This is a genomic window from Rhodococcus sp. NPDC078407 (assembly GCF_044542515.1).
Taxonomy (GTDB): domain Bacteria; phylum Actinomycetota; class Actinomycetes; order Mycobacteriales; family Mycobacteriaceae; genus Rhodococcoides.
The window spans coordinates 1-25,753 of the sequence record NZ_JBITUQ010000041.1 but is presented as its reverse complement, the minus strand read 5'-3'; the positions used below and the strand labels follow the sequence as shown (position 1 = coordinate 25,753).

Genomic DNA, 25,753 nt, shown 5'->3' with positions numbered 1-25,753 from the left:
AGGGCCCTCGCACGGACCTCCGGATCGATTTTCTTGGGCATGACATGCATCCTTCCTGACTCAGAAGGAAGCGGCATCAAACCTGGGGTGATTCAGGGAGCATGACTGCTGTCCAATAGCCGGCGGTTTTGACGGTGTGGTGGTACTCGCACAAACACTGAAGGTTGTTGACCGTGGTCCACCCGCCGCCGAGGGGGTTGCCATGATCGAACGGTGCGATGTGGTCGAGTTGGCAGCGGTCTGCGGGTCGGTGGCAGCCGGGGAAGCGGCAGTGCCGGTCGCGGTGTCGCACGGCGGCGGTGGTGAGGGCGTCGGGGCGGTAGATCAGGGCTCGGTCTGTCAGTGGGTCCCGCCCGACGGATCGCCCGAGGCTGGGGTCGGCGGCGATGGCGGCTTCGAGTGCTGCGGCAAGCGAGGCATTGCCGAGGTAGATACCCGAGGGGGTCCTGCCTGGAGTGTGGACGGCCGCGTTGGCGCGCCGGATTGTGCCGGGCAGATCGAGGGCAGAGCTGTGCCGTGTACCCCTGCCGACGGGTGTGTGAGTGCAGAACAGGGATGCAGCGGAGATCAGTGATTGCGGGCGGCGCTGAGGTTGGTCGTCGCTGGCAGCGGCTGCCGTTCCTGGTGCCGGGCCTTCGGCTGACGTCGGACCGGAGGTTGTAGAGCCGGATGTGGTTGTGCACGAGTGCGATTGCGGGCTGTTCGATGTGATGTCAGGTACCGGCGATGTCTGGTCCGTAGACAATCCTGAAGCTGACGCGGCATCGGACGGCAGAGCTGTATCAGGGCCGGTGGCCGACGTTGTCTCCGTTAGCGGGCCTGTTGCTGGTGGCTCTGCGTGTGTTGCTGCGTGCTTGCCGACACAATCGGCGGCATCTGGTTCGGGAGTTGCCCGCAGGGCAATCGCTGGAACGGGTGTGGACTCGTCGTCGTCCTCGGACCCGCCGGTCTCGTCCGTCTCCTCGACCTCATCTGCCGGTGCCGCGGGTGCCGGTACCGAGGTGTTCCCCGGTGCAGGTGCAGGTGAACTTGGCGAAGGCGGTTCGGTCGAGGAATCAGCCTTCCTGCCCGAATCCGTGGCCGATCCCATTCCCCCATCACCACGAGCATCAGCAGTCGAGTCCACGCCTTCGTCTTTGTCTGCGTCTGCGTCTGCGTCGGCGCCGGCGTCGGTGCCTGTGTCTTCATCAGCAGCCGAATCGGCATCAACATGCGCAGCCGAGTCCGCGCCTCGATCGGCGTCTGCGTCTCCGTCGGCGTCCTTCCCCGTCTCGGGTCCTGTTGCAGGCCCCGCATTGTCACCACTGGGGCGTCGTTCCCATTCCCCGGTTTTCGGGTTCTGCACGGCCAGGCCGAGTGTCTCTGCGAGGGTCACTGCCTCGGTGAGCAGGATCTGCCACTGACTGTTGCGCGCCAACTCCCGCGCGAGGTCGGGGTCGATCGAACCATGCCCGGCCAGGTAAGCCGGATCAGAGAGGAGTCCGATGAGGGTGGCGATATCGACGGTGATCATCGTCAACGGCACCCGCCTATCCGGCAGCTGGGCATCTGTCTTCGGGCAATCCTCGCGCTGGCACAGACACGCCAGGCGGGGTTCGCCGTGCATGCGGGCCATGAACGCATCACACAGGCGTTCTTTCTTACCGCGGGGGTCTTTCGGGCAGAGGGTGTCGGCCATCTCCTCGAGGAGTTGCCATGCGGCCGCGGCTTCGGGTGCGGTCAATTCCGCTCGGATGCGGGCCAATTCACCGGCGGGGCTGGAGGTGACGGTGCGGAATCGTTTTGCGAACTCTCGTAGTGCTGCTGCTTCCTCGGGTGCGACCCGCAGCAGGATGTTCCAGATCTCGGTCTCGAGGGGACCCGGTGACAACCGGTGGGCCGCTTCGACGATCTCGGCTTCGACGGCTGTGACGATCTCGTCGGAGAGGTTGTCGAGGATTCGGCACGCGACCCGAACGCGCGGGAGGTCGATCTCCCCGGACTCGAAGACCTTCTTCACCAGGGGCAGTCGGGTGTGCAGGGCGACCCCGACCGAGACATACGCCTCGGCGACGGTGGCCGAACACCCCAACGCCACCGCCATTTCGGTGCGTCCGTATCGGCTGTAGTGCTTGTGTTTGGTGTCGAGGGTGATCCAGCTCCGATGGACGTCGTAGCACGCGGCGATCTTGCGGGCCGCACGCCGGTTCTCCTCCCGCGCAGCAGCAGTCAACGCCTCCAACGACACCGCCGGTATCGCCATCTCTTCACCCCCCAGTGAATCGAAACAGGAACACATGTTCGAACTGGAAGAAGAGTATCTCGACCCACCGACAAGAAACGTCAAAGCTACGATTGAGCACCCTGAGCAGGCCATATCGTTCGGAAAGAGTGGCCTCTACGCGTAGTTGCGCTCAGCCTCCGCACTGTCATGATGAATCGGGCCGGCGGTACGGGTGAGTGGCAAAGCACTACCCCCACGTCGTGCGGCCACGAATTCAGCCGCGATGGCCAGCGCCGTTTCCTCCGGAGTTCTGGCCCCCAGATCGAGGCCGATGGGTGATCTCAAGCGCGCGAGCTCGTCCTCTGTCAGGCCGACCTCACGCAACCGTGCCGCGCGATCGTCGTGAGTCCTGCGAGATCCCATAGCCCCGACGAATGCGACAGGCAGGCGCAGAGCCACCTCGAGCAGCGGCACGTCGAATTTGGCGTCGTGCGTCAGGACGCAGATCACTGTCCGGGCATCGACTGCCGTGCGAGCCAAGTAAGTGTGCGGCCATTCCGCGACCACCTCGTCGGCGTCGGGAAACCGTGCAGCAGTGGCGAACACCGGTCGTGCATCGCAGACGGTCACGTGGTAGCCGAGAAACTTTCCCACTCGAGCAAGCGCACCCGCGTAGTCGATGGCTCCGAAGATCACCAGTCGCGGGGCGGTGGCGTACGACTGGACGAACACGTCGAGATCCGGCCGGCACCGCACCGAGCGGATTCCGGTACCCCCGGAGTCCAGCATCGCCACAGCCCTACCCACGACCACTGCGTCGATGTCGGAGAACCCGGTCGTGCCCATGGTCGCCGAGGACGAGACCGCGAGCGACCGCCCGGTGCCGTCGAGCATCGTCACCGTGGCCACCGCAGTATCGGAGGCGATGGCGGCAAGCACCGCCCGCGGAGGACCGAGGCGGACGAACACCTCGATCACTCCCCCGCACGTCAAACCGACTGCGAATGCGTCGAAATCGCTGTAGCCGAACGATTCTCGCGTGGACTCGCCAGTGTCGAGTACCTCACGGCACAGCTCGTACACCGCACCTTCCACGCAGCCGCCGGACACGCTGCCCACTGCCTCGCCATCGGCGCACACCGCCATCGCGGCACCCGGAAGCCGAGGGGCACTTCCGGATACTGCGATGACGGTTGCTACCGCATAGGGGACGCCTGCGTGGTCCCACGCGAGCAGGCGATCGACAATCTCTTTCACGTTACGAGATTCCCAACGCTTCTTCGATGGGGTGCAGGGCGAAGTAGACCAGGAAGATTCCCGACATCAGATACAGCAGCCAATGTGTCTGGCGTGCTTTACCTTTCGCGAGTCGGACGACGGTGTACGAGATGACACCGGCCGCGACGCCGACGGTGATCGAGTAGGTGAACGGCATCAGCACGATCGTCAGGAAGGCCGGTATTGCGATATCGGTGTTCTGCCAATCGATCTTGCGCACGTGCGTCATCATCAGTGCGCCAACCAGTACCAGCGCGGGGGCGGCTGCCCCAACAGGTACCACCCCGGCCAGCGGGGTGAAGAAGATCAGGCTCGTCAGTAGTCCACCGGTGACAACGCTGGCGAGACCGGTTCTGGCACCTTCGGTCACGCCGGCAGCGGATTCCACTACCGCAGTGTTGGCTGAACCGTTGATCGCACCGCCGACAATGGCACCGATGCCGTCGACGGTCAGAATGCGGCTCAGTCCGGGCATCTTGCCCTGTTTGTCGACCAGCCCTGCTTCTTCACCGACTCCGAGGATCGTGCCCATGGCGTCGAAGAAACCCGAGAGCACCAGCGTGAACAGGACTACCGAGGCCGTCACGACACCAGCTCGGGCGAACCCGCCGAACAGGTCGACGTCGAACAGCAGATCGAATTGTGGTGTGGCGACTATGGAATCGGGAACTTTCGGGACCACCGGGCCCCACGCCTTCGGATCGATGTCGAAGACGGAATTGAGCACGATCGCCAGATTGGTTGCGACGAAGATACCGATCAGCATTGCCCCGGGTACTCGGCGCACGAACAACATGATCATCAGGATCAGGCCGACGCAGAACACGAACACCGGCCACCCGGCCAACTTGCCGAACGTGCCCAGAGTGACTGCCGTGGAGGCTGCTTCGTGGTGTCCGACGAAGCCGGCATCGACCAGTCCGATCAGGGCGATGAAGGCACCGATGCCGACGCCGATGGCCTGTTTGAGAACCAGGGGAATCGCATCCATGATGAGCTGCCGTATCCCGGTGAGGGCGAACACGACGATCACGACGCCCTCGAGTACCACCAGGCCCATCGCCTGCGGCCAGGTCATGTAGGGGGCGGCCTGGAACACCACGATGGGTGTCACGCCGAGCCCGGCGGCCATCGCGAGGGGCGCATTACCGACCACGCCCATGAGAATGGTCGTCAGGCCGGCGGAGAGAGCGACCATCGTCGACAGCTGCGCTGCGTCGAGCGTCGCACCCGTGACATCGCGGGCATCACCGATGATCAGTGGAATGAGAACGATGAGGTATGCCATAGCCACGAAAGTGGTGACGCCACCGCGAATCTCGCGCGACACCGACGAGCCTCGGCCGGTGATATCGAAGAACTTGTCGAGCTGGGATCGGCCTTTGCCGCTTCGGCGAGTGGTGGGTGTGTGTACGTCGGTCATGATCGGCCCTCCCAGGGCGTGATCAACCTTTCTCCGAACGTACGCGGGCAACCGTGCCGGAGGAGTTGGCATCGGGTTCCGCTGTGCCGAAGAAGGTTTCGTCGAATGAATCAGGGGTTGACGATGTGTTCGGGTCGGACCGGTACTCGGGTCAAGGAGAGTCCGGTGGCGTTGCGAATTGCGGCGACGACGGCGGGCGTCGACGACAGCGTGGGTGGTTCACCTGCACCGCGAAGTCCATAGGGTGCCAGGGGGTCCGGGTTCTCGAGGATGTCCAGCTTCATGGGCGGCATGTCGAGAATGGTCGGGATGAGGTAATCGGTGAACGACGGGTTCTTCACGAGACCGTCGACGACTACGATCTCTTCCATCACCGCAAGACCGAGTCCTTGGGCTGTGCCGCCGTGGATCTGGCCTTCGAGCGAGAGGCGGTTGAGGATCTTGCCGACGTCCTGAACCGCGGCCATCTCGACCACCTTGACCAGACCGAGCTCGACGTCGACGTCCACCACCGCGCGGTGCACGCACAGGGCGAGCTGGGTGTGGCTCGCACCTTGCCCGGTGACGGGATCCATTCCGCTGGTGGGACGGTGGTGGAACTCGCGGGTCTGCTCGATGACTCGATCGCCGAGCACGTCCTCGATCGTCGCCAGCACACCGTCGGTGGCCGAGACGATCTTGCCGCCGTCGAGGCTCAGGTCGGCAACCGCACGCCCGAGGTACAGGCCGGCAAGGACGAACACCGCCTCGCGGACGGCCTCGCACGCGGTCTTCACGGCTCCACCGGTCATGTACGACTGGCGTGATGCCGAGGACGATCCCGCATTGCCGACCTTGGTGTCGGCCGGGTGGATGACGACCTTGGTGACGCCGAGTTCGGTGCGGGCGATCTGCGCTTCCAACGTCACGAGTCCCTGGCCCACCTCGGCGGCGGCAGTGTGCACCAGTGCTGTTGCCTCACCGCCGATCACCTCCAGTCGAACGCGGGCGGTGGAGTAGTCGTCGTAGTTCTCGGAGAAGCAGATGTTCTTGATCCCGACGCCGTAGCCGATTCCCCGCACGACACCTTCGCCGTGGGTGGTCTGCGACGCCCCGCCCGGGAGGTTCCTGATGTCCGACGCGTCGACGGGCGCAGGCAGTTTCATCGCTTCGGCTCGGGCGAGCATCTCGGCAAGCGGTGCGGGCGCTTCGATGACCTGGCCGGTCGCCAGAATCGACCCTTGGCTGACGGCGTTGATCTGCCTGATGGCGACGGGTCCGATGCCGCATGCCTCGCCGAGCTTGTCCATCATCGACTCGTACGCGAAACATGCTTGTACAGCGCCGAATCCACGCATCGCGCCACACGGCGGGTTGTTGGTGTACACCCCGTACGCGTCGATCTCGATGTTGGGAATGACGTACGGGCCGACGCCCAGTGAGGCGGCGTTACCGACCACGTTGAGGGTGGCCGAGGTGTACGCGCCACCGTCGAGGATGATCTCGACGTCGGCGAACAGGAGCTTGCCGTCACTGGTGGCACCGTATTCGTAGTGCATCTGCGCCGGGTGCCGGTGTACGTGGCCGAAGAACGACTCGTAGCGGTTGTAGACGATCTTGACCGGCTTACCGGTGTGCAGAGCGAGCATCGCGGCGTGGATCTGCATGGACAGGTCCTCGCGGCCACCGAACGCACCTCCGACGCCGGCGAGCGTCATCCTGATCTTCTCCTCGGGTAGGCCGAGGCACGGGCCGATCTGTGCGAGGTCGTTGTGCATCCACTGCGTCGCGACGTAGAGGTCGATTCCGCCGTCCTCGGCCGGCACGGCCAGACCGGATTCCGGGCCGAGGAACGCCTGATCCTGGATACCGACTGCGAAGTCGCTGCTGACGATGACGTCGGCCCGGGCCCTGGCGGCGGCGACGTTGCCGACGCGCACCGGCTGATGGCGCGCTACTCCGCCGCGCTCCTGCACCTTCGGGTAGTCCGGATCGAGAGCCGCGCGACGAGCATCGGTCAGTGGCTCGAGAACCTCGTACTCCACGGTGATCTTTTCCATTGCACGCCGGGCGGTTTCGGGATGGTCGGCCGCGACCAACGCGATGGGTTCGCCTTCGTGCCGCACCTCGTCGAAGGCCAACACGGGCTGATCCCACGTGTGGTCGAGGCCGAAGCACTTGCGCCCCGGCACGTCGTCGTGGGTGAGCACAGCTTCGACGCCGGGCATCGCGAGAGCCTGCGAGATGTCGACCGAGAGGATCTTCGCGCGCGGGTGAGGACTACGGAGTGTTGCGCCCCAGAGCATTCCGTCGATGAACAGGTCCGAGGAATAGGCAAATTCACCCTTGACCTTCAGTGTTCCGTCGGGTCGAAGCGGGCTGTCACCGACGCGACCGCGACCGGGTGCCGGGATGTCGGCGGGAGCTTGCCTGGGAGTTGTGATCGGGGTGCTCACAGTACGTCCTTCGCGAGTTCCATCAGGCGACGGTGCGCATCGGCTCCGGCGCGGCCTATTTCGTCCTGGGGTGCGCTGACGAGAATGTCGTTCTCGACGATGGTCCTGCCACCGACCAACAGACGGGAGAGCGGAGGCGTCTGCCCGTACGCGAATGCGACGACGGGGTCGTCGACAGCCGAGTAGAAGCCGTCGGTGCGCCAGATCGCGATGTCGGCCAGTTTGCCGACTTCGAGTGACCCGATCTCGCTCTGGCGGCCCAGTACGGTTGCGCCGCCGAGAGTTCCGATCTCGAGTGCCTGACGCGCGGTCAGTGCCGTTGGACCGAACTTGGCTCTCTGCATGTACATCGCCTGCCGCACCTCTCCGGCCAGCGGCACCATCTCGGCCGAGGCGGAGCCGTCGACACCGAGGCCGACGGGTGCGCCGGCCGCGAGGAGATCGGAGATGCGGGCGATTCCAGCGCCCAGACGTGCGTTGGAACTCGGGCAGTGGGCAGTGCCGGTGCCGGTCGCCGCCATCTTCGCGATGTCGGAGTCGTGCAGGTGGACCGCGTGGGCGAACCACACGTCGTCACCGAGCCAGCCGACCTGCTCCATGTACTCGACCGGGGTGCAGTTCATCTGAGCGAGGCAGTGCTCCTCCTCGTCGAGGGTCTCGGCCAGATGTGTGTGCAGCCGAACACCTTTGGCACGAGCGAGCCCCGCGGACTCCACGAGCAGCTCTTTACTGATGGAGAACGGCGAGCAGGGTGCGACCGCGATGCGGAGCATCGAACCGAAGGAGGCGTCGTGATAGGTGTCGATGGCGTCGGCGGTGGCGGTGAGGATGTCGTCGAGCGATTCGACCACCTCGTCCGGCGGCAGGCCGCCATCGGACGCTCCCCGGTCCATCGAGCCGCGGCACGGTTGGAACCGGAGGCCGATGCGTTGGGCTGCGTCGATCTCGGCGGCGAACAGGTCGCCTCGGCCCTTGGGGAAGATGTAGTGGTGATCGGTACTCGTGGTGCATCCCGACTTGGCCAGCCAACCGAGGCCGGCAGCGGCGGCACCGCCGACCACCTCGGCGTCCATCTTGGACCACGGCTTGTACAGGGCCACAAGCCATTCGAAGAGCGTGTTGTCCTTGGCGAGGCCCTGAGACGCCCACTGGTAGAGGTGGTGGTGGGTGTTCACGAGGCCCGGCGTGACGAGGCACCCGGACGCGTCGATCGTCTCGGCCCCAGCGATAGTCGGTGCTGGGCCGGAGCCGATGGCGCTGATCGTCGTTCCTTCGATGACGAGGTATCCGTTCGGAATCTCGTCGCCGACGATGGGAGCGATGTACGCACCCGAGATTACGGTGGTCATTTCGCTTCGGCCTTTCGTGTCGCAGCCAGCCGAACCGCATCCAGGATCTTCTCGTATCCGGTGCAGCGGCAGAGGTTTCCGGCGAGAGATTCGCGAATCTCGACGTCCGACGGGTTGGGAACGCGTTCGATCAGATCGTGCGCTTGCACCACGAGTCCCGGCGTGCAGAAGCCGCACTGGACGGCTCCGCACTCGACGAACGCCTCCTGCATCGGGTCCAGCTTCTCGCCGTCGGCGAGGCCCTCGACCGTCCGGATCTCACGGCCCTCGACCTGCCCGGCCGCCACCAAACAGGCGCACGCCGGGATGCCGTCGAGATAGACGGTGCACGAACCGCATTCACCTTGCTCGCACGCGTTCTTCGATCCTGGTAGTCCCATACGCTCGCGGAGCAGGTATAGCAGGCTTTCGCCCTCCCAGACGTCGTCGGCTTCCAGGTCTTTTCCGTTGACGGTGCAGTTGACTCGCATGTTCAGGCCACCTTCCGTGCGGCTGTGAGGTCTCGCCATGCCCAACCCAGCGTTCGCCGGGCCATCACGGAGAGGGCGTGCTTGCGGTAATCGGCAGTGCCCCGTACGTCGTCGATGGGACTTGCTGCCGCACTGACCAATCGGCCGAACTCCTCCGACACGCGTGGATCGAGGGCACCGTCCCAGTCGAGTTCGGCCGCAAGGTAGTTCTCGGCATCGTAAGCCCGCCGGGGCGTCGGCGCAGCGGAGCCGAGACCGGTGCCGACGCGGCCTTCCTGCGGAAACAGTGCGATCGAGAACGAGCAGACGGCGATGACCATCGCGTTGCGGGTACCGATCTTCGAGAAGTACTGCGGCCCCGCAGCCGGGGCGACGTGAAAGGCGCGGATCAACTCGTCCGGCTCGCAGGAGTTACGCTTGACGCCCACGTAGAACTCGGTGGCGGGAATCATCCGCACCCCGCGCTCGGCCGATTCCACTTCCACGGTCGCACCCGCGGCGAGCAACGGCGCGTGCAGATCGCCGGCTGGGGACGCTCCGCCCAGATTGCCGCCGACGGTGCCACGATTGCGGATCTGCGGGGAGCCGACGGTGCGCGAGGCCTGTGAGATGCCGGGGAGTCGGTCACCGAGCTCGGCGATGATGCGGACGTACGGCACGCCTGCGCCTACCCTCAGCGTTCCGTCGGCCAGCTCCTCCCACTCGGTGAGTTCGGTGATCGGGTTCAGGTCGAGTAGCGCGCCGGGCCGATGCAGGTCGAAGTTCATCTCGACCATCACGTCCGTGCCGCCCTGGATGGGCACAGCGTCGGCATCGTCGGCTTTGGCGGCCAACGCCTCGCTCCAGGTCTGTGGTCGTAGGAATTCCATCGTGCTGCTCTCCGCTCACGTGTATGTCAGTCGTGTTCACCCAGTACAGCCGCCGGGTGTTCCGAGAACGAGAGACGAGAACGACGAAGTATGACGACGATCACAGTGTAGGTTTTGGAGGATCGTACGAAGAGGAGGCCGAGGGCACCGTGAGACTGCGTGATCTGGCCGACCTCCCCGATCTGCAGCTGCAGCCCATCGTGACGCCCGAGCATTTCGACCCGACGATCAGGTGGGTCGTGACCACGGACATGCTCGATCCGAGCCGCTACCTCAGTGGCGGCGAACTGGTACTGACCGGCTTGATGTGGCGGGCCGGCCCCGAGGATTCGAGAACGTTCGTCCGCGCGGTGTCGAAGGCGGGAATCGCGGCACTGGCGGCCTCCGACGGCGGTGTCGTGCCGGACGACCTCGTCGATGCCTGCCGCGAACACGGTCTGCCGCTGTTCAGGGTGCCGGCGGACATCGCGTTCGCCACGGTGACCGAGAGCGTCGTCCGACAGCTCTCGACGGCACGGGCGTCGGATCTGAGCCTCGTACTCGACCGGCATCGACGCCTCGTGGCGAGCACCGGACCCGGCGGCGGTCTGGGGCCGCTACTCGAGCTGGTGGGTTCGGATCTGGGCATGAAGTGCTGGGTCGTCACCTCGTCCGGGCGTGTTCTCGCCGGATCCGAGAACCCGCCCGACACTGCGGCCGTCGCCGGAGAATTCATGACATCGGTACGCCTGCCGCGGTATTGCAGCACGCAGCGCGTATCGATCTTTCCGGTCGACGGAGAGGCCACTCCGCGCGTCGTGGACTGGTTCGTCGCATTCGAAAGTGATTGGCAGACATGGGATGCGACGAGAATCTCGCTCGCCGACCAGCTGGCGTCGATCGTTGCGGCCGAACGCGGTCGCGCCGACGAGCGCGTGACCGGAACGGGCATCCTGGCCCAAGAATTCGTCCGTTCCATCGTGGGCGGCGCGACACCGGCCGACATCCTCGCACAGATGCACGTCATCGGGCTCGATACCGAAACACGTTATGCAGCAATTGTTGCCGCCACAGCGGGTGAGACGCTACGGCTCGGTGAGCTGCGTCCGTTGTTGCGAGAACTGCTGGCACCACTCGACATCACGCTGGGAGTCGTCGAGAACGAAGCCATCGCGCTGGTGGAGGCTCGCACCGACCAGACCGAGTCCATCCGGCGTGCCGTCCAGTCCCTGACTCCGGGGTTGATCGGAAGTGGGACCACCATCGGCGTCAGCGCTCCCACTGCGGCCGCCGATATGAGGAGCGCCATCGAGGAGGCGCGTTACGCCCGTCGGCTCGCCGAGGGTCGGGGTGACGACTGCAGCGTCGTCGGACACGATGAATTGGCAACGCTGACAATACTTCTGGCGAATGTTCCCGACGATGTCCGGCGGATGTTCACCTCGAGGCTTCTCGATCCTCTGACGGAGTACGACGATCAGCACAACAGTGATCTCGTCGCCACGCTGTCGGTGTATCTCGATACCAACGGTGCCTGGACCCGATGCGCCGAACAACTGCACATGCACGTCAATTCTGTGCGCTACCGCATCCAGCGGATCGAGGAACTGACCGGCCGTGACCTGTCGCGGTTGGAGGACCGAATCGAGTTCTACTTGGCCCTTCGGCTGAGGTGACGCGTCCGGTCTACTCTGGAGTCATGACTCTCATTGCGACACTGGATCTCACGTTCAAGGCCGAATCTCTCGCCGAAGCGCGTGCGTTGCTGCACACGGTGCTGGCCGAGACCCGCGCATTCGAGGGCTGCCTCGGTGTCGAGGTGTGGGTCGACGAGGAGAACGAGGCGCATGTCGTCGCGTACGAGACGTGGGAGTCGGCCGAGGCCGACGCGAAGTACCGCGAGTTTCGCGCTGGACCGGGCAAGATCACCGAATTGCCGCCGCTACTGGCCGCAACGCCTGCGCTGACGAAGTTCACCGTCGACTCCTCGATCTGAGTCGACTGCCGGCCTTCGGCCAGCGCACCGTCACTCGATGATGGCCGACAAGGGAAGTGGTCGCCCGGTGAGGAAGCCCTGCACCATGTCGGCTTCGAGCTCGACGGCGACCTGCAATTCCGCCTCCGTCTCGACGCCCTCCATGATGACGGTGGAGCCGATCTCGTGCGCGAATCCGATCACCGATGCAGCAGCAGCGCGTCGAACCGTGTCGGTGTCGATTCCGTGCACCAGCGCGTAGTCGACCTTGAGAGTGTCGGGCCGCAGTTCGACCACCTGGCGCAGCCCGGCGAAGCCCGCACCGACGTCGTCGACGGATATCGAGATGCCCGCCGCGCGCAAGGAATCGATGGTTCGGACCACCGCGAGATAGTCGTCCACCCGCTCGTGTTCGGTGATCTCGATGTGAAACGCTCTCTCGCTCTGGAACGGCCGCAGCTTCGCAGCCAGGTCGGTTGAGCGGATCGTTTCGGCAGATGCGTTGAGGGAGATGAAGATTCCGCGGGGCAGTGACTGGGCGGCCACCAAGGCACGGTCGATGGCCGCGACCTCGAGAAGCGGCCCGATTCCGGCGTTGGTGGCGTCGCGGAACCACATAGTCGGTGAGCCGAAGCCGAAAGGGAAGCGCGAGAGCGCTTCATAGCCGACGACGGCGGTGGTGAGCGTGTCGCAGATGGGTTGGAACACCACGTCAGGACCACCACGCGAGATCAGGCCTTCGATGCGTGTTCGAATGTCGGCGCGCGTCCCGGTACTGCTGCCGCGGGCGCTGCCGTCGTCCTCGATCAGCCGAGACTTGTTGCGATACATCTCGATATCGGCCAGTGCGATCAGCTTGCGCACCACCGTCGGGGTGACGGGTTCGCTCCCGAGGGACTCCACGGCGGATCCGAGGCTGGCGGTGAACGGCGGCCCGGAGAACGTCTCGTCCAGACCGACGCGGATCTTGTCGACGGTCGAGGCGATGTCTGCAGGAGAACCGACGTGGACGACCACGAACTCGTCACCACTCAGACGCGAGACCACCGACGTGCGTGGCACCGCTCTGGTCAATCGCGCTGCGATCTCGATCAACACGGCGTCGCCCGTCGGGTGACCGAACCGGTCGTTGATCTCCTTGAACCGGTCGATGTCGAGAACAGTGACGCCGACCGTTCGATCGGGCGAGTCGCCGGCGTAGGCGATACCGACGCCGTCGATCGCTTCGAGCAGTCCACGTCGGTTGAACAGACCCGTCAAGGAGTCGGTGACTGCACCCGACGCCCGAGAACGCAAATACCGGATGTAGGCCCGAATCATCAGTGGGGTGAGGTACAACGTCACGACGGTGACCGCGGTGGCGGCCACCAACCACGGATTGGTTCCCTGCTTCACCGCGAGGACAGCCAGTGTCACTACAGTCGCCACCGAGACCGCGAGGTGAGCCCACATCACTCGGTACGAGCTGGCTATGACCGTGAAGATCGCCACGGTGGTGAACATCATGCACCCGGTGAGCGGGACGAGGCGGTTCGTACTGCTGAACAAGGTGGCCACGACGCCGATGTCTGCGTACAGAACGAAGACGTTGGCCACGCGTGGGGATGGCCATGGCAGTACGAACCACGCGATTGCCACCGGAATCGTCGTCAGCGAACCTATGAGGACGAACACGCCCAAGCCCTCGTAATGGATGCCGGTGGCGGACATCAGGACCCCGGACACACCGAACAGGAGCGTCACGACTCCGATGAAGTAGCGCACCCAACGCTCACGCGCGGTGTTCGCGAAGTAGGTGTAATCGTCCTCGACGCTGTCGAGAGGGCTGCCGATTCCAGGTCTGTACCGCGTGCGGCCCTCGGCCACCACCGTGATCCCTGCTCTGGAAATGGGCGTACCTCTCGTGGGTAAATCCCCGGCTGGAACAAACGCTACCAGGGCCATTCGTGAGCAGTCCGAAATCGGGGATACTTCGCGCGCAAAACCTGGTCAGAGCATGTCTTTGCGGGTCATCCACCGCAACGTCGGCCACCCGAGAAACACCGGTAGCCAGCAGGTGAGCACACGGTAGAGCAACACCGACGGGACGGCGATGGAGGCTGGCAGGCCGAAGGCCGCCAAGCCACCGATCAGCGCGGCCTCCACAGCGCCCACACCGCCCGGCGTCGGCGCTGCGGATGCAAGAGTCCCGCCGATCATCGTCACGACGGTCACCGTCACGAACGTCGTGCCACCGCCGAAGGCTTCGATACTCGCCCACAGCGCCAGCGCTGCGCCCAATGTGGTTGCGGCACAACCGAGAATGATGATCGAGAAGCGTTTGGGATCGCGGGCGAGTTCGCCCAGTTCGCCCAGGACCTCCTTGATCTGCGGCCGGACGGCGACCCGCAGCCAGCGACGCAGCTTCGGCACGAACATGAACGTTCCGACGACGCCGAAAGCGGCACCGGCGATCAAATACAGCACGGTGTTGCCCGGCACCATGTTCGACAACCCCGATGAGGTGCCTGCGACGACGCTGAAGAAGATCAGCAGGCTGACATGCGTGATCACCTGGACGGATTGCTGCAGCGCCACAGCAGCCGTCGCACGAATCGTTCCCAGCCCACCTTTCTGCAGGAATCGCACGCTCAGGGCCAGGCCGCCGACGCCGGCAGGTGTCGTCGTCGCCGCGAACGTGTTGGCGACCTGCATCACCGTCAGGTTCCAGAAGCCGACCTTGCCCAGCGCGCACGCCCACAACGCGGCTCCCGCACCGATGTACGTCAGCGCCGACACCGCCAGACCGAGTAGGGCCCACCACCAGTTGGCCGAACCGAGTTCGGTGACGAACGCGGGCACCGCACTGATGAACGGGTATGCGACGTAGACCAATCCGATCAACAGCACCAGCGAGATGATCTGGTTACGGCTGAACCGGGTGACCTGTTCGGCCTCGATCTTGTCGGTGCCGGTCTGCTCGAGAACCTCGAAACGAACCGCCTTCATCGTCTTGTCGGCGTCGCCCACCGATTGGCGAATACGGGGCGGGATGGCGGACTTGGTCAAACGGCCCGACGCCGCCACCACGGTCTCGAAACCGAGGACGTCGACGGCGGTCGCGACGGCTCGCTGGGAGCCGAACAGGTCTGCCGTGGTGAGCAACAACTGCGCGACGTCGGATTGCATCTGGGAATCCGACGCGCCCAGTTCGGCGTGGCCGAATCCGCAGAACAGGGCAGTGCCGTCGTGGATGCGGAGTGCGCCGTGATGCAGGTCGCCGTGGGATATCTGGTTCTCGTGCAGGGTGTTCAGGGCGGACCACAGGGCGTCGAGTGTGGCGTCGTCGTGCTCTGCCTCGATCGGATCGCCGATGGGCAGGCTGTGCGCGTACAGGGTCCATCCTCGGTCGAGTGCCGCGACCGCCAGAGGGTGACTGCCCGCCGCACCCAATCTGTCGATGGCAAGACCCATCAGCGCGCGATGCTCCACTGCTCGGCGCATCGACGCGTGCAACGGCGCAGTTTCACTGCCACGCATCGTGATCCAGCGCCAGAACTGCCGCAGGGCACCGCCGCTGCGCTGATTCTGTCCGTACAACTCGACGACCACGTCGGCGTCGGGAGTGTGTGCGTTCAACACCAAGGGACCGGGGCCGGCCGGATGTACGACGGTGAATCTGCGAACCGTCACACCCCGGCTGTGAAACAGGCGAACCGCCGCGTCGAGTGGAACCTCCAACGCCGGTGTACCGACGAGCAAAACGACGACGGCTCCGACGAGCCAGCCGACCGCCAGACCGAGTATCGAGCGAGCCGGGACAACGGTGGAGACGACCAGATGCATCGGCACGAACGCGAGCAGCAGCGTCCACCATGCCCGACGCCACTTCGCGGGGAGGCCCGGGCCGGAAACCGTCAGTGCCGCAGCAAGCATCGCGATCCAGCGCGCATCGTCGAGAAATTGGGCGAGGAACGTGTCGAGCCGCTCGGGAACGTCGAGGTCCCAGGTGGGAGTGGAGATGCCGGTTCCGGTGATCGACAACGCCAGAGCGGCGAGCAGAGCCGCAGCTGCGTACCCGGCGAGCAGTTTCCGTTTGCGCCCGGCGATCAGGCCGATCAGGACTCCGAACGGGAGCGCGAGAATAGCGACGCCGTACACGATGTAGACGGCGTTCGACTGGTCTGGGCTGAGCACACCGACGATGTTCGACACGGATTGCTCGAGCGCATCCCACTGATTTCTGGTGATCAGTGAACCGGCGATCACCACGCCCAGCAGGGCGGCAGCCGACGCGACCCGAATGATGTCGCTCGTTCTTCGCACCAGAGGCTGAAGCAGGCTTCCCGTTACGGGAACGTCCCGCCCATCCACACGCATGGGGTCAACCTACCGTGCGGTACGCCTGCGGAGTTCGTTGCGGACGGAGGGCCACTCGGATTCGATGATCGAGAACACAACGGTGTCGCGAAGCGAACCGTCGGGCATGCGTTGATGATTGCGCAGAATGCCGTCCTGCTTTGCGCCGAGCTTCGCGATCGCCGTCCGCGATTGCAGGTTCATCCAGTGCGTACGAAATTCGACGGCGATACAACCCAGGTCCTCGAAGGCATGCGTCAGCAGCAGTAGCTTGCTCGCGGCGTTGGTCCCGGTTCCGTGCGCGGAGCGCGCATTCCAGGTGTATCCGATTTCGACGCGACGATTGACGGCGTCGGCGTTGAAGAACGTCGTCGCGCCGATGATCTGGCCGGTGTCGTTGCGGCGCAGCGTGAACGGGAGCATCGTTCCGGCGGCGGCCAATCCGAGCCGTCGATCGATCTCGGCCGCCATGTCCTCGGGTTTCGGAACACTGGTGTACCAGAGGTTCCACAACTCGCCGTCACGGGCAGCATCGCTCAGTCCTTCGAGATGGTCGTGGCTCAACGGCTCGAGAGTCACGAGATCGTCACTGAGGGTCACCGGTTGCAGAAATGGCATTGGCCGACGATACGTCGGATCGTGCCGTCCGGGAAAGTGCGATGATCGCCGCTGAGGTGACTGCGACAGCGGCGACGACGAGGGCGATCACCTCGGTGAAGGCATGAGCGTAGGCATCGGCGAATCCCGGTTGCCCGGATGCGGCGGCATCGGCGTCGGTTCGATCGGTCAGTGGTGGACCGCGGTAACAGCCGCAAGGTCACGCTGCGTCGCCGGGAGCTCGAGGATAGGTTTCCCGGTCTGCTGGATCTGATCGCCAACGAAATTCAGTAGCCCTGCGCTTGGCGTTGGTCCTACGGTGGACGCCATGCACATCGCCATGATCGGCACGACGGCTCCCAGCCACATCTATCCGTCGCTCGCCGTGATTGCCGAGCTGGTCCGGCGCGGGCATCGCGTCACCTACGCCGTCGGCGAGTCTCTGCGACACCTGGTCGAACCCGCAGGTGTCGAGGTGCTCTCGTTCTCCTCGGTACTTCCCGACGGGGAGTCGTCGTGGCCCGATGATCCGGCGGCGGCGATGCACGTGTTCCTCGACGAGGCGATCGAGTCCTTCCCGATACTCACCGCGTTCTACGACAACGATCGACCGGACCTGTTTCTGTACGACATCGGCGGTATGACGGCCCCGGTTCTGGGGGTGCGCTACGGGCTGCCTGCTGTGCAACTCTCGCCGACGTACGTGGCGTGGGATGGATATGCCGAGGACCTCGGTGACGGGATCACCTCTATTCGAGAGTCGCCAACCGGTGTTGTGTATCGCGACACCTACGCAAAGTGGTTGCGACAGAACGACATCGACGCCGATCCGTGGAAGTGGATCACGTATCCGGCGCACTGTTTGTCGCTAGTTCCTCGGGTGATGCAGCCGAATGCCGACCGGGTGCCCGAGTCGGTGCAGTTCGTCGGACCGTGTCTCGATCCTGTCCGATTGAACGACCGGAGCTGGACGGCACCTGAGGGGCCGATCCTGTACATCTCGCTCGGTACCGGCTACAACGAGCGACCGGAGTTCTACCGCATGTGCATCGAGGCGTTCGGTAACACCGACTGGCACGTGGTGATCTCCATCGGTCGGCGTGTCGACCCGACTGTGCTCGGTGAGCTGCCTGCACATGTCGAAGTGCACGAACATGTTCCGCAGCTCGCCGTGCTCGACGCCGCCACGGTGTTCATCACCCACGCCGGAATGGGTGGCTGCACCGAGGCGCTGTGGTTCGGCGTCCCGACCGTCGCTGTACCGCAGGCAGTCGATCAGTTCGGTAACGCCGCGATGCTCGCCGACCTCGGGGTGGGCGTGCACCTCGAATTCGAGCAGGTGACGGCTGCGAGCCTGGCCGACGCTGTTGCCCAGGCTCGCCGATTGGCATCGCGCGCAGCGGCGATGAGTGCCGAGGTGCGGGCACACGGCGGCGTCGAACAGGCGGCGGACGCGATCGAGGCGTATCTCGCGTGACCGGCGGTGAGATTCGGGCAGCCGCGCAGTCTGTTCCTGTATGACCACTCCCGTCGAGCGCGAGCGCCTGGTCGCGAGCCGAACACTGGCTGCGAGCCCCGCCGAGATCTTTGCTGTTCTGACCGACCCCGACCGACATCAGGACACCGAACCCGACGACTGGGTGCGATCGGCGGTGGGTACGAATCGGATCACGGCGCTGGGGCAGGTGTTCGCCATCAACATGTTTCTGGGGGCCGCGGGCGGTCACTACGTGGTGCACAACCTGGTGATCGCGTACGTGCAGGATCGAACCATCGCATGGTTGCCGGGAGCGCGTACGGACGATGGATCCGTGGAACACGGGGGCTGGTGGTGGCGCTACGACCTGTCGGCGGCGGACGAAGGCACGACAGTGACCCTCACCTACGACTGGACCGATACCCCGGAGTCCGTCCGGGCCCACGTCGGTGGACTGCCTGCGGTGTCCGAGCAGTTCCTCGCAGACTCGCTGTCGTCGCTCGACTCGAGCCTGCGTGAATCCGGTGCAGCCAGCCGCGCCTAGCGCGGTCCAGTGCACCAGATTCAGTCATGCAGGACGCTGCTGCGTAGGAAGGGCATCGAGTTCGGCGTCGTCCTGGTCGATCCGAGGTGAGCACCTGCGTCAGGTACCGCCGGTGTCGCCGAGGGAGATCAGCAACTTCCGTAGAAGCCGTTCCAGCTCGTGTCGTTCGTCGGGTTCGAGTTCCGACACCAGGCGGGCTGCGTTGGCCACATGGCCGTCCACGACGCGTTCGACCACGTCGTGTCCCTCGGCTGTCAGCGTGATCAGAATGCTGCGTCGGTTCGCGGGGTCGGTTTCGCGGGAGACGAGGCCCTTCGTCACGAGGCGGTCCACCCGGTTGGTCATCGCGGCCGAGCCGACCATCGTGCGGGCGACCAGATCTTTCGGCGTCAACGTGTAGGGCGGCCCCGACCTACGCAACGTCGCCAACACGTCGAACTCCCAGGGCTCCATGTTCTCCCCGGCGAAGTATCCGCGGATCTCGAGCTCGACCAACCGCGAGGTCCGCGACAGTCGTCCGACCAGGCCCATGGGTGATGCATCCATCGTGGGCCGCTCTCGTTTCCATTGCTCCAGAAACGAATCCACTGCGTCGGTCAACGGACTCTCCTTTGGGCGCTCTAATCGACATTTCGACATCGAACTGTTTGACAGAAGGTAGCACCGCGCGTAGCTTTCATTATCAAATGATTCGATATCGAAATGTTCGGGAACGAGACATGACGCTACCCACGAAGGCCCTCATGATGTCGAACGGGAACGCGGATGTCGGGTCGGTTCGATGAAAGCCGGAAGCACGGTCCGCGATTCGTTGCTGACCGTCCTCGCGCCTGCGGTATGGGGGAGCACATACCTCGTGACCACCGAACTCCTTCCGCCCGACCGTCCGCTTCTTGCATCGGTCGTGCGTGCACTGCCTGCCGGTCTGATCCTTGTTGCATGTGGACGCGTTTTGCCGCAGGGGATCTGGTGGTGGCGCGCGATCGTGCTCGGGGTGCTCAATATCGGCGCGTTCTTCTACTTCCTGTTCGTTGCGGCATATCACCTGCCCGGCGGTGTCGCGGCCCTCGTCATGAGTATTCAGCCGATGATCGTGCTCGTTCTCGGCGTGGGACTGCTGGGGGCGAGGATCAAGAGCATTCACATCGTTGCCTGTGTGATGGGCGCAGTGGGGGTGGGACTTCTCGTCCTCCAACCGAACGCCGGCCTGGATCCGATCGGAGTACTCGCCGGACTCGCGGGTGCCGTCAGCATGGCCTCCGGTCTGGTGCTGACCAAGAGATGGGGCAGACCCCCAGGCGTCGGGGTGCTGACGTTCACCGGTTGGCAGTTGACGGTCGGAGGCTCGGTTCTGCTGCCGTTCATGTTGTTCGGAGAGGGTCTTCCTGGCTCCGTCACGGCAGAGAACGTATCCGGGTTCCTCTACCTCGGCGTGATCGGTGCGCTTCTCGCCTACGCGGTGTGGTTCCGCGGTATCGGCAAACTTCCTGCGCTTGCGGTGTCGTTCCTGTCGTTCGCGAGCCCACTCGCCGCGACCGTGCTGGGCTATCTCGTTCTGGACCAGTCGCTCTCACTGCTGCAACTGATCGGTGCTGCGACCGTCGTTGCAGCAGTGATCATCGCGCAGCCGATCGGCACCCGCCGCGCTGCGACCCGCCCCACCGAATTCAGTCTTCGAGGACGCTGACGCTCACGCCGTAGGGCAGGAATCGGACGCGTCGACGCGGGTCGGTGTTGTCCTTGTGCGCACGGAGAGCATCGAGCTCGGTGGCGTAGAGCTGGTCGATCTGCGGTGATCCGGCGTCGTCGACGCTGTAGATCGCCCAGACTCCGTCGCCCTTCTGACCTGTGGTTTCGGGCTCCGGCGGCGCTTTGGGTGCCCCGGTGCCCGAGGCGAACAGTGAGCCGACCACCTCGCGCAGTCCCTCGGTTGCTTCACGTGCGAACTTGTCGAAGTCGTCGGATCCGAATCCGAAGGGTCCTTGGTTGGCCATGGCAGTACCTCCTCAGGTGCTACCCCAGTATGCGCGTTTTCTCCGCACGGGCGAGAAGCTATTGCTGTAGCCGGGCCCCGATGGTGTTGTGCAGCGCTCGCAGAGAGTTCTGGCCCAGCGAGACCGTCTGTGATTCGACGTAACGCAGCAGATGCGTGTCGTCGAGAACCTTCTCGCTCGATTGGATCAACACGGTGCCGGCACCGGTGAAGTCGAACTGACGCTCCTCGCCGCTGTTGGCACCGAGGAACCCTCGGGCTGCTCCGAGGAAGTTCTGCATCCAGTCGGCATCGAAGTGATGAGACGGTGAGGGGCAATCCGCCCATCCAACAAGGGCTTCCGGGTCGATGCGCAGCGGCGGCTCGGCGAACATGACGGGGCCGTTGGACGACGCCAGGAACTTTCCGGTGCCGAGCAGGGTCAGGAATCCCGGGACGATGGACTGCTTGAGATCCAGAGTCGGCTCGAACGCAAGAAGATTCGCGGCCCGGATGGTGAGGTTGCCGTCGTCGAGGTCGTAGCTGTTGATGTTGAATCCGCGGTCGCCGAGAATCAACTTGCCCTGCCCCTGCGCGAGTACCCAGTCGTTGGAGAACAGCGGAGAGGAGAACCGCGCCGCGACGATGGCGGGCATCGACGTCTGCCCGAGCGGTTCGAAGCGAACGTTGCCGTAGTACGCGATCATCGCGCCCTTCGACGTGAACCACGGCTGGCCTGCAAGTTCAACGCAGAAGGCGTAGTCGTTGCCGGGAACGTTGTCGTCGACCGGCAGGGTGTGTGGGCTGTGAATGTCCATGTCGGTTCCTCAGAACTTCTGCTCGGAGGCCTGGACCCACACGGTGCCCATGCCCGTCATCTTCAGCTGGATCGCTTCGCCGCTGCCCTTGCCGACGGCGTCGCGCCAGCCGACGTTCGCGGCAATCTCGACGTTGATGTTGCCGATATGGCAGACGTACGCCTGCGGATCGACCACCACCTGCGGATGATCCGGCCCGACCTGGAGCGGAATTGCGCCGCCGTGCGACAGAACCGCAACACTGCCCTGGCCGGTCAGCTGCGTCGTGAACAGGCCCTGCCCGGTCATCGCGCCGCGCACTGCTCCGCGGACGCCGCCCTGCGAGGTGAGCGCGACAACCGAGCTCTGGAGATAGCCGTCGTGCACCAGCAGTCGATCGGCTTCGACGGTCAGCATGGACGACCCGTCGAGTTCGATCACCTCGACGTACAGACCGGCGTGACCGTAGAAGACCTCGCCCTGACCCTCGGCGGCCATCATTGCCGCGTGTTCGCCTGCCATCATTCGGCCGGCCATCCCGGCAACGCCGCTCATACCCGGCATGGCACCGGCCGACCCGCCCATCGAGTGGGGAACGAACCGGACGTCGCCGGTGTAGTAGAGCATCGATCCACGACGCGCGAGCACGTTCTGATTCGGTGCCAGAACAGATTTCACAACTTTGCTGTTGACGAGTTCGAGCGGCACGTCAGCGCTCCTCGGGTTGGATGTAGACGACGCCCTGGCCGTCGAATCGGAGAGAGAAGGCCTCGCCGCTGCCGCCGCCGATGGCCGAGCGCCACGTGACGTCGGTGACGAAGCTCTGATTCAGCTGCCCGCGATGGGCGACGAAGGCGTCGGGATCGACGACGAGTGGGTACTGCGGATCGACGGCGAGAGCGATGATCGGCCCTCCCTTGGACAGCAAGGCCGCTGTGCCGGATCCGCTGACGACGGTGGTGAACAAGCCCTGGCCGGAACTGGCACCGCGTAGACCGGAGAATTTGACATCGGTCTTCAATTGCCCTGTGAGGGCGAGTAATTGAGAGGACTCGACGTGGAGGTTGTCGCCCTGGACCTCGACGAGAGTGATGTCCTGGGCGTCGACCGCGAAAAAGACCGTGCCCTTACCGGATACGTCCATCAGCGACAACGACTCGCCGGTCACCTTCTGTTTGAGTGCGGCGCGCAGGCCTCCGCCGCCGCCCATTCCGGCGCTCTTGAAGGTGACGTCGCCCTCGTAGGCCACCATCGATCCAGACATCGCGCGCAGGGAGTCGCCGGTCAGGTCTGCGACCAAGACGCGGTGCCCGTTCATCCTCAGCTGAGCCACGGGGGAACTATGCCACTGCACGCGCCCCCGCGGCTACTGCTGGAGAAATTTCCTAGACGAGCGGCTTCAGGGCCTTACCTGCCAATTCGACGGCCCCCGGCTGGTGGCCGTTGGTGATCAGGTTGATGATGATTCCGTCGATGCCCTGATCGAGGACGCGCCGCTGGACTTGCTCTGCGACATCGTCGGGGGTTCCGCAGAAGTGGCGATCGGTGGCCTTCGCGGCGTCCTCCTCCGACAGGTTCGTCAGATCGAGGCCCTGCTTCAGCACGAACTCGCGCTGCAGCTCCTTGGCCTTCTCGCCGTCCTCGTCGATGATGACGAAAGCGAGGAAACTCGTCTCGAGATCCTTGGGATCGCGATCCACTTCCTCGCAGCGAGCCTGAACGGCCGCCATCTTGCGCGGCAATTCCTCTGCTTCGCAGATGATGTTGAGGTGATCGGCGAACTGAGCGGCCAGTCCGAACGTCTTCTTCTCGCCGCCACCACCCAGCATGATCGGCAGATCGTCGCGGATGCGTGGCTCGTTCATGGCGTTCTCGACCTGGTACCAGAGGCCGTCGAACGTCGGACGCTGTCCGCGCAGCATCGGCTCGATGATCTGCAGTGCCTCGTCGAGTCGCTCGAATCGGTCGGTGAAAGTACCGAATTCGAGTCCGAAGCTCTGGTGCTCGAGTTCGTACCAGCCGGCCCCGATACCGAGGATCGCACGACCGCCGCTGACGACGTCGAGGGTAGTGACCGTTTTGGCCAGGATGGCCGGATTGCGGTAGGTGTTGCCGGTGACCAGCGCGGAGAGCTGGATCGTATCGGTGGCCGTGGCGAGCGCGGACAGCGCGGAGTAGGCCTCGAGCATCGGCTCTTCGGGCTTGCCGATCCCTGGTAGTTGGTAGAAGTGATCCATCACGAATGCGGTGTCGAACCCGGCCGCTTCGGCCTCGCGCGCCTGCGCGATGACCTGGGGAAAGAGTTCCGCGACCGAACCGTCGTAGCTGAAGTTGGGCATCTGGTAACCGAGGCGAATAGTCACCGGAGCCACGCTACTCGGATATCGGCCCGCAGCACGTGCGAGAGCGCGATAATTCGTCGATGACAATCATGGACTTGACCAGGCAGCCGTTCTCCGGGTTTGCGGTCGACGACCTACCCGCGGCGCGCACCTTCTACGCCGACACGCTGGAAATGACGGTGACCGACAACGAGATGGGCATGCTCGAACTGCACCTGGGGACCGGAGCGATCGTCCTGATCTATCCGCGTCCGGGGCACGTGCCCGCGCAGTACACGATCCTGAACTTCCCGGTTCCCGATATCGAGAGTACCGTCGACGCTCTCACTGCCAAAGGAATTGTGTTTCAGCAGTATCGGGAGATGGGAACCGATGACAAGGGGATCTTTCGACACGGTGGACCGCTGATCGCCTGGTTCACCGACCCGGCGGGCAATGTGTTGTCGGTGTTGGAGGGCTAAGCGCTCGGCATTCCCTGGGCGAGAGTGACTGTGTTGGAGCTTCTCACCCCCGCATCGTTCACCCATTCGACGACGGCGGCGTCACCCGGGAGGCGGCCGGCGAGTGCCTCCGACAGGTCCGAGGACGACTCCACGTCTGCACCGTCGAGCGAGACGATGATGTCTCCCGCAGACAACCCGAGGACTTCGGCCGGGGAATCCATATTCACCGATACGACAGCCGCCCCCATTGCCGGTGCGTTCTCGAAAACCGAGACATCACGCACCGACACGCCGAAGTACGGCGTCGGGCCCACATGCACTGTGCCGCCGGACTGGCCGGCCAGCACTTGATCGAGCACGGCAACGGCCTCGGTGATGGGAACGGCATACGCCTCGGGTGCCTTGGGCGGCGAGAACTCGGTGCCGTTGCGTGCTTCGTCCGACAGCCCGGCGGTGTTGACGCCCACCACCCTGCCCCAGGCGTCGAACAGTGGCCCACCCGAATCACCCGCTCGCACATCGGCATCCACTTGTATCATCTTCTGCAGCGTGTTCCGTGATCCGTCCACCGAGCTGCGAGTGCGCACCTGCTGATCGAGAGCCGTCACCGCGCCGGGCGCAGGCACCAATACACCTGCCCCCGAAGCATTTCCGACGGCGGTCACCGCGTCGCCCACGTCGGGAAGTGAGTCCGGAGCCAACTCGGCCACCGGCAGGTCGGCCGCGGTGATCAACTGCACGACCGCCACGTCACGAGATTTGTCGTAACCCAGCACGGTGGCGTCGTAGATCAGTCCGTTGCCCATGTGTACTGCGCTGATCTCGGCGGCGTTCTCGACGACGTGGAAGTTGGTGAGCACAATGCCGTCGGGGGCGACGACGAAGCCGGTGCCGGCCACTCCGGAGAAGCCGTCCGACGCCGACAGGGTCACGATGGTGGGATCGACCCGAGCGGAGAGCTCCTCGAGTGCCAACGGTGGCGGTTCGACGACGGGAGCAGGCGGTGCGATGGGTGCCGGCGTGGCGACGAAGTCTGCGGTTCCGGGATCGAGTTGTGGTGTTGCGAACAGCCACGTACCGGCAGCGACCAGCGTCAGCACCACCGCTCGTCCACCCGACCGCATAGAAGTCGATTATGGTCCGGTGATGTCGGTGGTGCCAGCTAGTTGTAATGACCAGGGACGTTGTGGACGGCGTGGCAGCGACAGATAGGTGAGGACCTCCGGTATCGGTGTGGTTACCACAACTGCACCGACAACCGA

The 25,753-nt window shown here is 64.5% G+C and carries 23 protein-coding genes; 6 read left to right on the top strand and 17 right to left on the bottom strand.

Going from position 1 to position 25,753, the window contains the following annotated elements:
• Positions 1-76: 76 nt before the first annotated feature.
• The 7 genes from ACIGGF_RS24680 to ACIGGF_RS24650 form a co-directional block, all read right to left on the bottom strand.
• Positions 77-2,242: a DUF222 domain-containing protein gene (locus ACIGGF_RS24680; protein ID WP_397523720.1), complete on the bottom strand. Its 2,166-nt coding sequence runs from the start codon at positions 2,240-2,242 to the stop codon at positions 77-79.
• A 135-nt stretch (positions 2,243-2,377) separates the two neighbouring features.
• Positions 2,378-3,460: an XdhC family protein gene (locus ACIGGF_RS24675; protein ID WP_397523719.1), complete on the bottom strand. Its 1,083-nt coding sequence runs from the start codon at positions 3,458-3,460 to the stop codon at positions 2,378-2,380.
• 1 nt (position 3,461) lies between these two features.
• Positions 3,462-4,904 carry an NCS2 family permease gene (locus ACIGGF_RS24670; protein ID WP_397523718.1) on the bottom strand — a complete coding sequence of 481 codons (1,443 nt, stop codon included), beginning with the start codon at positions 4,902-4,904 and terminating at the stop codon, positions 3,462-3,464.
• Positions 4,905-5,014: 110 nt separating this feature from the next.
• Positions 5,015-7,339, bottom strand: coding sequence for a xanthine dehydrogenase family protein molybdopterin-binding subunit (locus tag ACIGGF_RS24665; RefSeq protein WP_397523717.1), 2,325 nt, complete (start codon positions 7,337-7,339; stop codon positions 5,015-5,017).
• Entirely contained in the window at positions 7,336-8,688 is a 1,353-nt protein-coding gene (locus ACIGGF_RS24660) for an 8-oxoguanine deaminase (RefSeq protein ID WP_397523716.1), read from the bottom strand. Before ACIGGF_RS24660 ends, ACIGGF_RS24665 begins: the two co-directional genes overlap by 4 nt.
• Positions 8,685-9,158: a (2Fe-2S)-binding protein gene (locus ACIGGF_RS24655; protein WP_397523715.1), complete on the bottom strand. Its 474-nt coding sequence runs from the start codon at positions 9,156-9,158 to the stop codon at positions 8,685-8,687. The genes ACIGGF_RS24660 and ACIGGF_RS24655 overlap by 4 nt, the downstream gene beginning before the upstream one ends.
• Before the next feature lie 2 nt (positions 9,159-9,160).
• On the bottom strand, positions 9,161-10,027 hold the full coding sequence (locus ACIGGF_RS24650) for an FAD binding domain-containing protein (protein ID WP_397523714.1): 867 nt from the start codon (positions 10,025-10,027) through the stop codon (positions 9,161-9,163).
• A 149-nt stretch (positions 10,028-10,176) separates the two neighbouring features.
• Between ACIGGF_RS24650 and ACIGGF_RS24645 the strand changes: the two genes are divergently transcribed.
• Positions 10,177-11,682: a PucR family transcriptional regulator gene (locus ACIGGF_RS24645; protein ID WP_397523713.1), complete on the top strand. Its 1,506-nt coding sequence runs from the start codon at positions 10,177-10,179 to the stop codon at positions 11,680-11,682.
• A gap of 23 nt (positions 11,683-11,705) precedes the next feature.
• Positions 11,706-12,002: a putative quinol monooxygenase gene (locus ACIGGF_RS24640; protein WP_397523712.1), complete on the top strand. Its 297-nt coding sequence runs from the start codon at positions 11,706-11,708 to the stop codon at positions 12,000-12,002.
• 30 nt (positions 12,003-12,032) lie between these two features.
• Here ACIGGF_RS24640 and ACIGGF_RS24635 read toward each other — a convergent pair whose 3' ends face one another.
• The 3 genes from ACIGGF_RS24635 to ACIGGF_RS24625 all read right to left on the bottom strand — a co-directional run bounded on the left by ACIGGF_RS24635 (position 12,033) and on the right by ACIGGF_RS24625 (position 16,937).
• Positions 12,033-13,847 carry an EAL domain-containing protein gene (locus tag ACIGGF_RS24635; RefSeq protein ID WP_397523711.1) on the bottom strand — a complete coding sequence of 605 codons (1,815 nt, stop codon included), beginning with the start codon at positions 13,845-13,847 and terminating at the stop codon, positions 12,033-12,035.
• A gap of 123 nt (positions 13,848-13,970) precedes the next feature.
• Positions 13,971-16,340 (bottom strand): YbhN family protein, encoded by a 2,370-nt coding sequence (locus tag ACIGGF_RS24630; protein ID WP_397523710.1) that lies wholly within the window; start codon positions 16,338-16,340, stop codon positions 13,971-13,973.
• Positions 16,341-16,349: 9 nt separating this feature from the next.
• Positions 16,350-16,937 (bottom strand): GNAT family N-acetyltransferase, encoded by a 588-nt coding sequence (locus ACIGGF_RS24625; protein ID WP_397523709.1) that lies wholly within the window; start codon positions 16,935-16,937, stop codon positions 16,350-16,352.
• A gap of 307 nt (positions 16,938-17,244) precedes the next feature.
• Between ACIGGF_RS24625 and ACIGGF_RS24620 the strand changes: the two genes are divergently transcribed.
• The gene (locus ACIGGF_RS24620) at positions 17,245-18,393 is read left to right on the top strand and encodes a macrolide family glycosyltransferase (RefSeq protein WP_397523708.1); all 1,149 of its coding nucleotides are present in this window, start codon (positions 17,245-17,247) and stop codon (positions 18,391-18,393) included.
• 40 nt (positions 18,394-18,433) lie between these two features.
• Positions 18,434-18,937, top strand: a complete 504-nt coding sequence (locus ACIGGF_RS24615; protein ID WP_397523707.1) for an ATPase — start codon at positions 18,434-18,436, stop codon at positions 18,935-18,937.
• A 99-nt stretch (positions 18,938-19,036) separates the two neighbouring features.
• Here the strand turns inward: ACIGGF_RS24615 and ACIGGF_RS24610 are convergent, their stop codons facing one another.
• Entirely contained in the window at positions 19,037-19,537 is a 501-nt protein-coding gene (locus ACIGGF_RS24610) for a MarR family winged helix-turn-helix transcriptional regulator (protein ID WP_397523706.1), read from the bottom strand.
• A 181-nt stretch (positions 19,538-19,718) separates the two neighbouring features.
• Here ACIGGF_RS24610 and ACIGGF_RS24605 point away from each other — a divergent pair, with 181 nt between their 5' ends.
• Entirely contained in the window at positions 19,719-20,624 is a 906-nt protein-coding gene (locus ACIGGF_RS24605) for an EamA family transporter (protein WP_397523705.1), read from the top strand.
• On the opposite strand, the gene ACIGGF_RS24600 is transcribed toward ACIGGF_RS24605, so the two are convergent.
• From ACIGGF_RS24600 to ACIGGF_RS24580, 5 genes are all read right to left on the bottom strand, one after another.
• Positions 20,605-20,931 (bottom strand): hypothetical protein, encoded by a 327-nt coding sequence (locus ACIGGF_RS24600; RefSeq protein ID WP_032396836.1) that lies wholly within the window; start codon positions 20,929-20,931, stop codon positions 20,605-20,607. The two genes, ACIGGF_RS24605 and ACIGGF_RS24600, sit on opposite strands and share 20 nt — an antisense overlap.
• 58 nt (positions 20,932-20,989) lie before the next feature.
• Positions 20,990-21,727 (bottom strand): AIM24 family protein, encoded by a 738-nt coding sequence (locus ACIGGF_RS24595; protein WP_397523704.1) that lies wholly within the window; start codon positions 21,725-21,727, stop codon positions 20,990-20,992.
• 9 nt (positions 21,728-21,736) lie between these two features.
• Entirely contained in the window at positions 21,737-22,414 is a 678-nt protein-coding gene (locus tag ACIGGF_RS24590; protein WP_397523703.1) for an AIM24 family protein, read from the bottom strand.
• A 1-nt stretch (position 22,415) separates the two neighbouring features.
• A complete protein-coding gene (locus ACIGGF_RS24585; protein ID WP_397523721.1) occupies positions 22,416-23,024 on the bottom strand; it encodes an AIM24 family protein in 609 nt (202 codons plus the stop codon).
• A gap of 67 nt (positions 23,025-23,091) precedes the next feature.
• Complete coding sequence (locus ACIGGF_RS24580) at positions 23,092-24,069, bottom strand: LLM class F420-dependent oxidoreductase (protein ID WP_397523702.1); 978 nt, start codon at positions 24,067-24,069, stop codon at positions 23,092-23,094.
• 59 nt (positions 24,070-24,128) lie between these two features.
• Between ACIGGF_RS24580 and ACIGGF_RS24575 the strand changes: the two genes are divergently transcribed.
• A complete protein-coding gene (locus tag ACIGGF_RS24575; RefSeq protein WP_397523701.1) occupies positions 24,129-24,509 on the top strand; it encodes a VOC family protein in 381 nt (126 codons plus the stop codon).
• On the opposite strand, the gene ACIGGF_RS24570 is transcribed toward ACIGGF_RS24575, so the two are convergent.
• A complete protein-coding gene (locus tag ACIGGF_RS24570) occupies positions 24,506-25,615 on the bottom strand; it encodes a S1C family serine protease (protein WP_397523700.1) in 1,110 nt (369 codons plus the stop codon). The two genes, ACIGGF_RS24575 and ACIGGF_RS24570, sit on opposite strands and share 4 nt — an antisense overlap.
• Between the last annotated feature and the right edge of the window lie 138 nt (positions 25,616-25,753).

Coding starts and splice junctions, on each gene's coding strand:
- ACIGGF_RS24570 (WP_397523700.1), bottom strand. CDS start 25,615: ATGCGGTCGGGTGGACGAGCGGTGGTGCTGACGCTGGTCGCTGCCGGT.
- ACIGGF_RS24630 (WP_397523710.1), bottom strand. CDS start 16,340: ATGCGTGTGGATGGGCGGGACGTTCCCGTAACGGGAAGCCTGCTTCAG.
- ACIGGF_RS24600 (WP_032396836.1), bottom strand. CDS start 20,931: ATGGCCAACCAAGGACCCTTCGGATTCGGATCCGACGACTTCGACAAG.
- ACIGGF_RS24670 (WP_397523718.1), bottom strand. CDS start 4,904: ATGACCGACGTACACACACCCACCACTCGCCGAAGCGGCAAAGGCCGA.
- ACIGGF_RS24615 (WP_397523707.1), top strand. CDS start 18,434: ATGACCACTCCCGTCGAGCGCGAGCGCCTGGTCGCGAGCCGAACACTG.
- ACIGGF_RS24620 (WP_397523708.1), top strand. CDS start 17,245: ATGCACATCGCCATGATCGGCACGACGGCTCCCAGCCACATCTATCCG.
- ACIGGF_RS24640 (WP_397523712.1), top strand. CDS start 11,706: ATGACTCTCATTGCGACACTGGATCTCACGTTCAAGGCCGAATCTCTC.
- ACIGGF_RS24605 (WP_397523705.1), top strand. CDS start 19,719: ATGAAAGCCGGAAGCACGGTCCGCGATTCGTTGCTGACCGTCCTCGCG.
- ACIGGF_RS24680 (WP_397523720.1), bottom strand. CDS start 2,242: ATGGCGATACCGGCGGTGTCGTTGGAGGCGTTGACTGCTGCTGCGCGG.
- ACIGGF_RS24650 (WP_397523714.1), bottom strand. CDS start 10,027: ATGGAATTCCTACGACCACAGACCTGGAGCGAGGCGTTGGCCGCCAAA.
- ACIGGF_RS24575 (WP_397523701.1), top strand. CDS start 24,129: ATGACAATCATGGACTTGACCAGGCAGCCGTTCTCCGGGTTTGCGGTC.
- ACIGGF_RS24655 (WP_397523715.1), bottom strand. CDS start 9,158: ATGCGAGTCAACTGCACCGTCAACGGAAAAGACCTGGAAGCCGACGAC.
- ACIGGF_RS24585 (WP_397523721.1), bottom strand. CDS start 23,024: ATGAACGGGCACCGCGTCTTGGTCGCAGACCTGACCGGCGACTCCCTG.
- ACIGGF_RS24625 (WP_397523709.1), bottom strand. CDS start 16,937: ATGCCATTTCTGCAACCGGTGACCCTCAGTGACGATCTCGTGACTCTC.
- ACIGGF_RS24660 (WP_397523716.1), bottom strand. CDS start 8,688: ATGACCACCGTAATCTCGGGTGCGTACATCGCTCCCATCGTCGGCGAC.
- ACIGGF_RS24595 (WP_397523704.1), bottom strand. CDS start 21,727: ATGGACATTCACAGCCCACACACCCTGCCGGTCGACGACAACGTTCCC.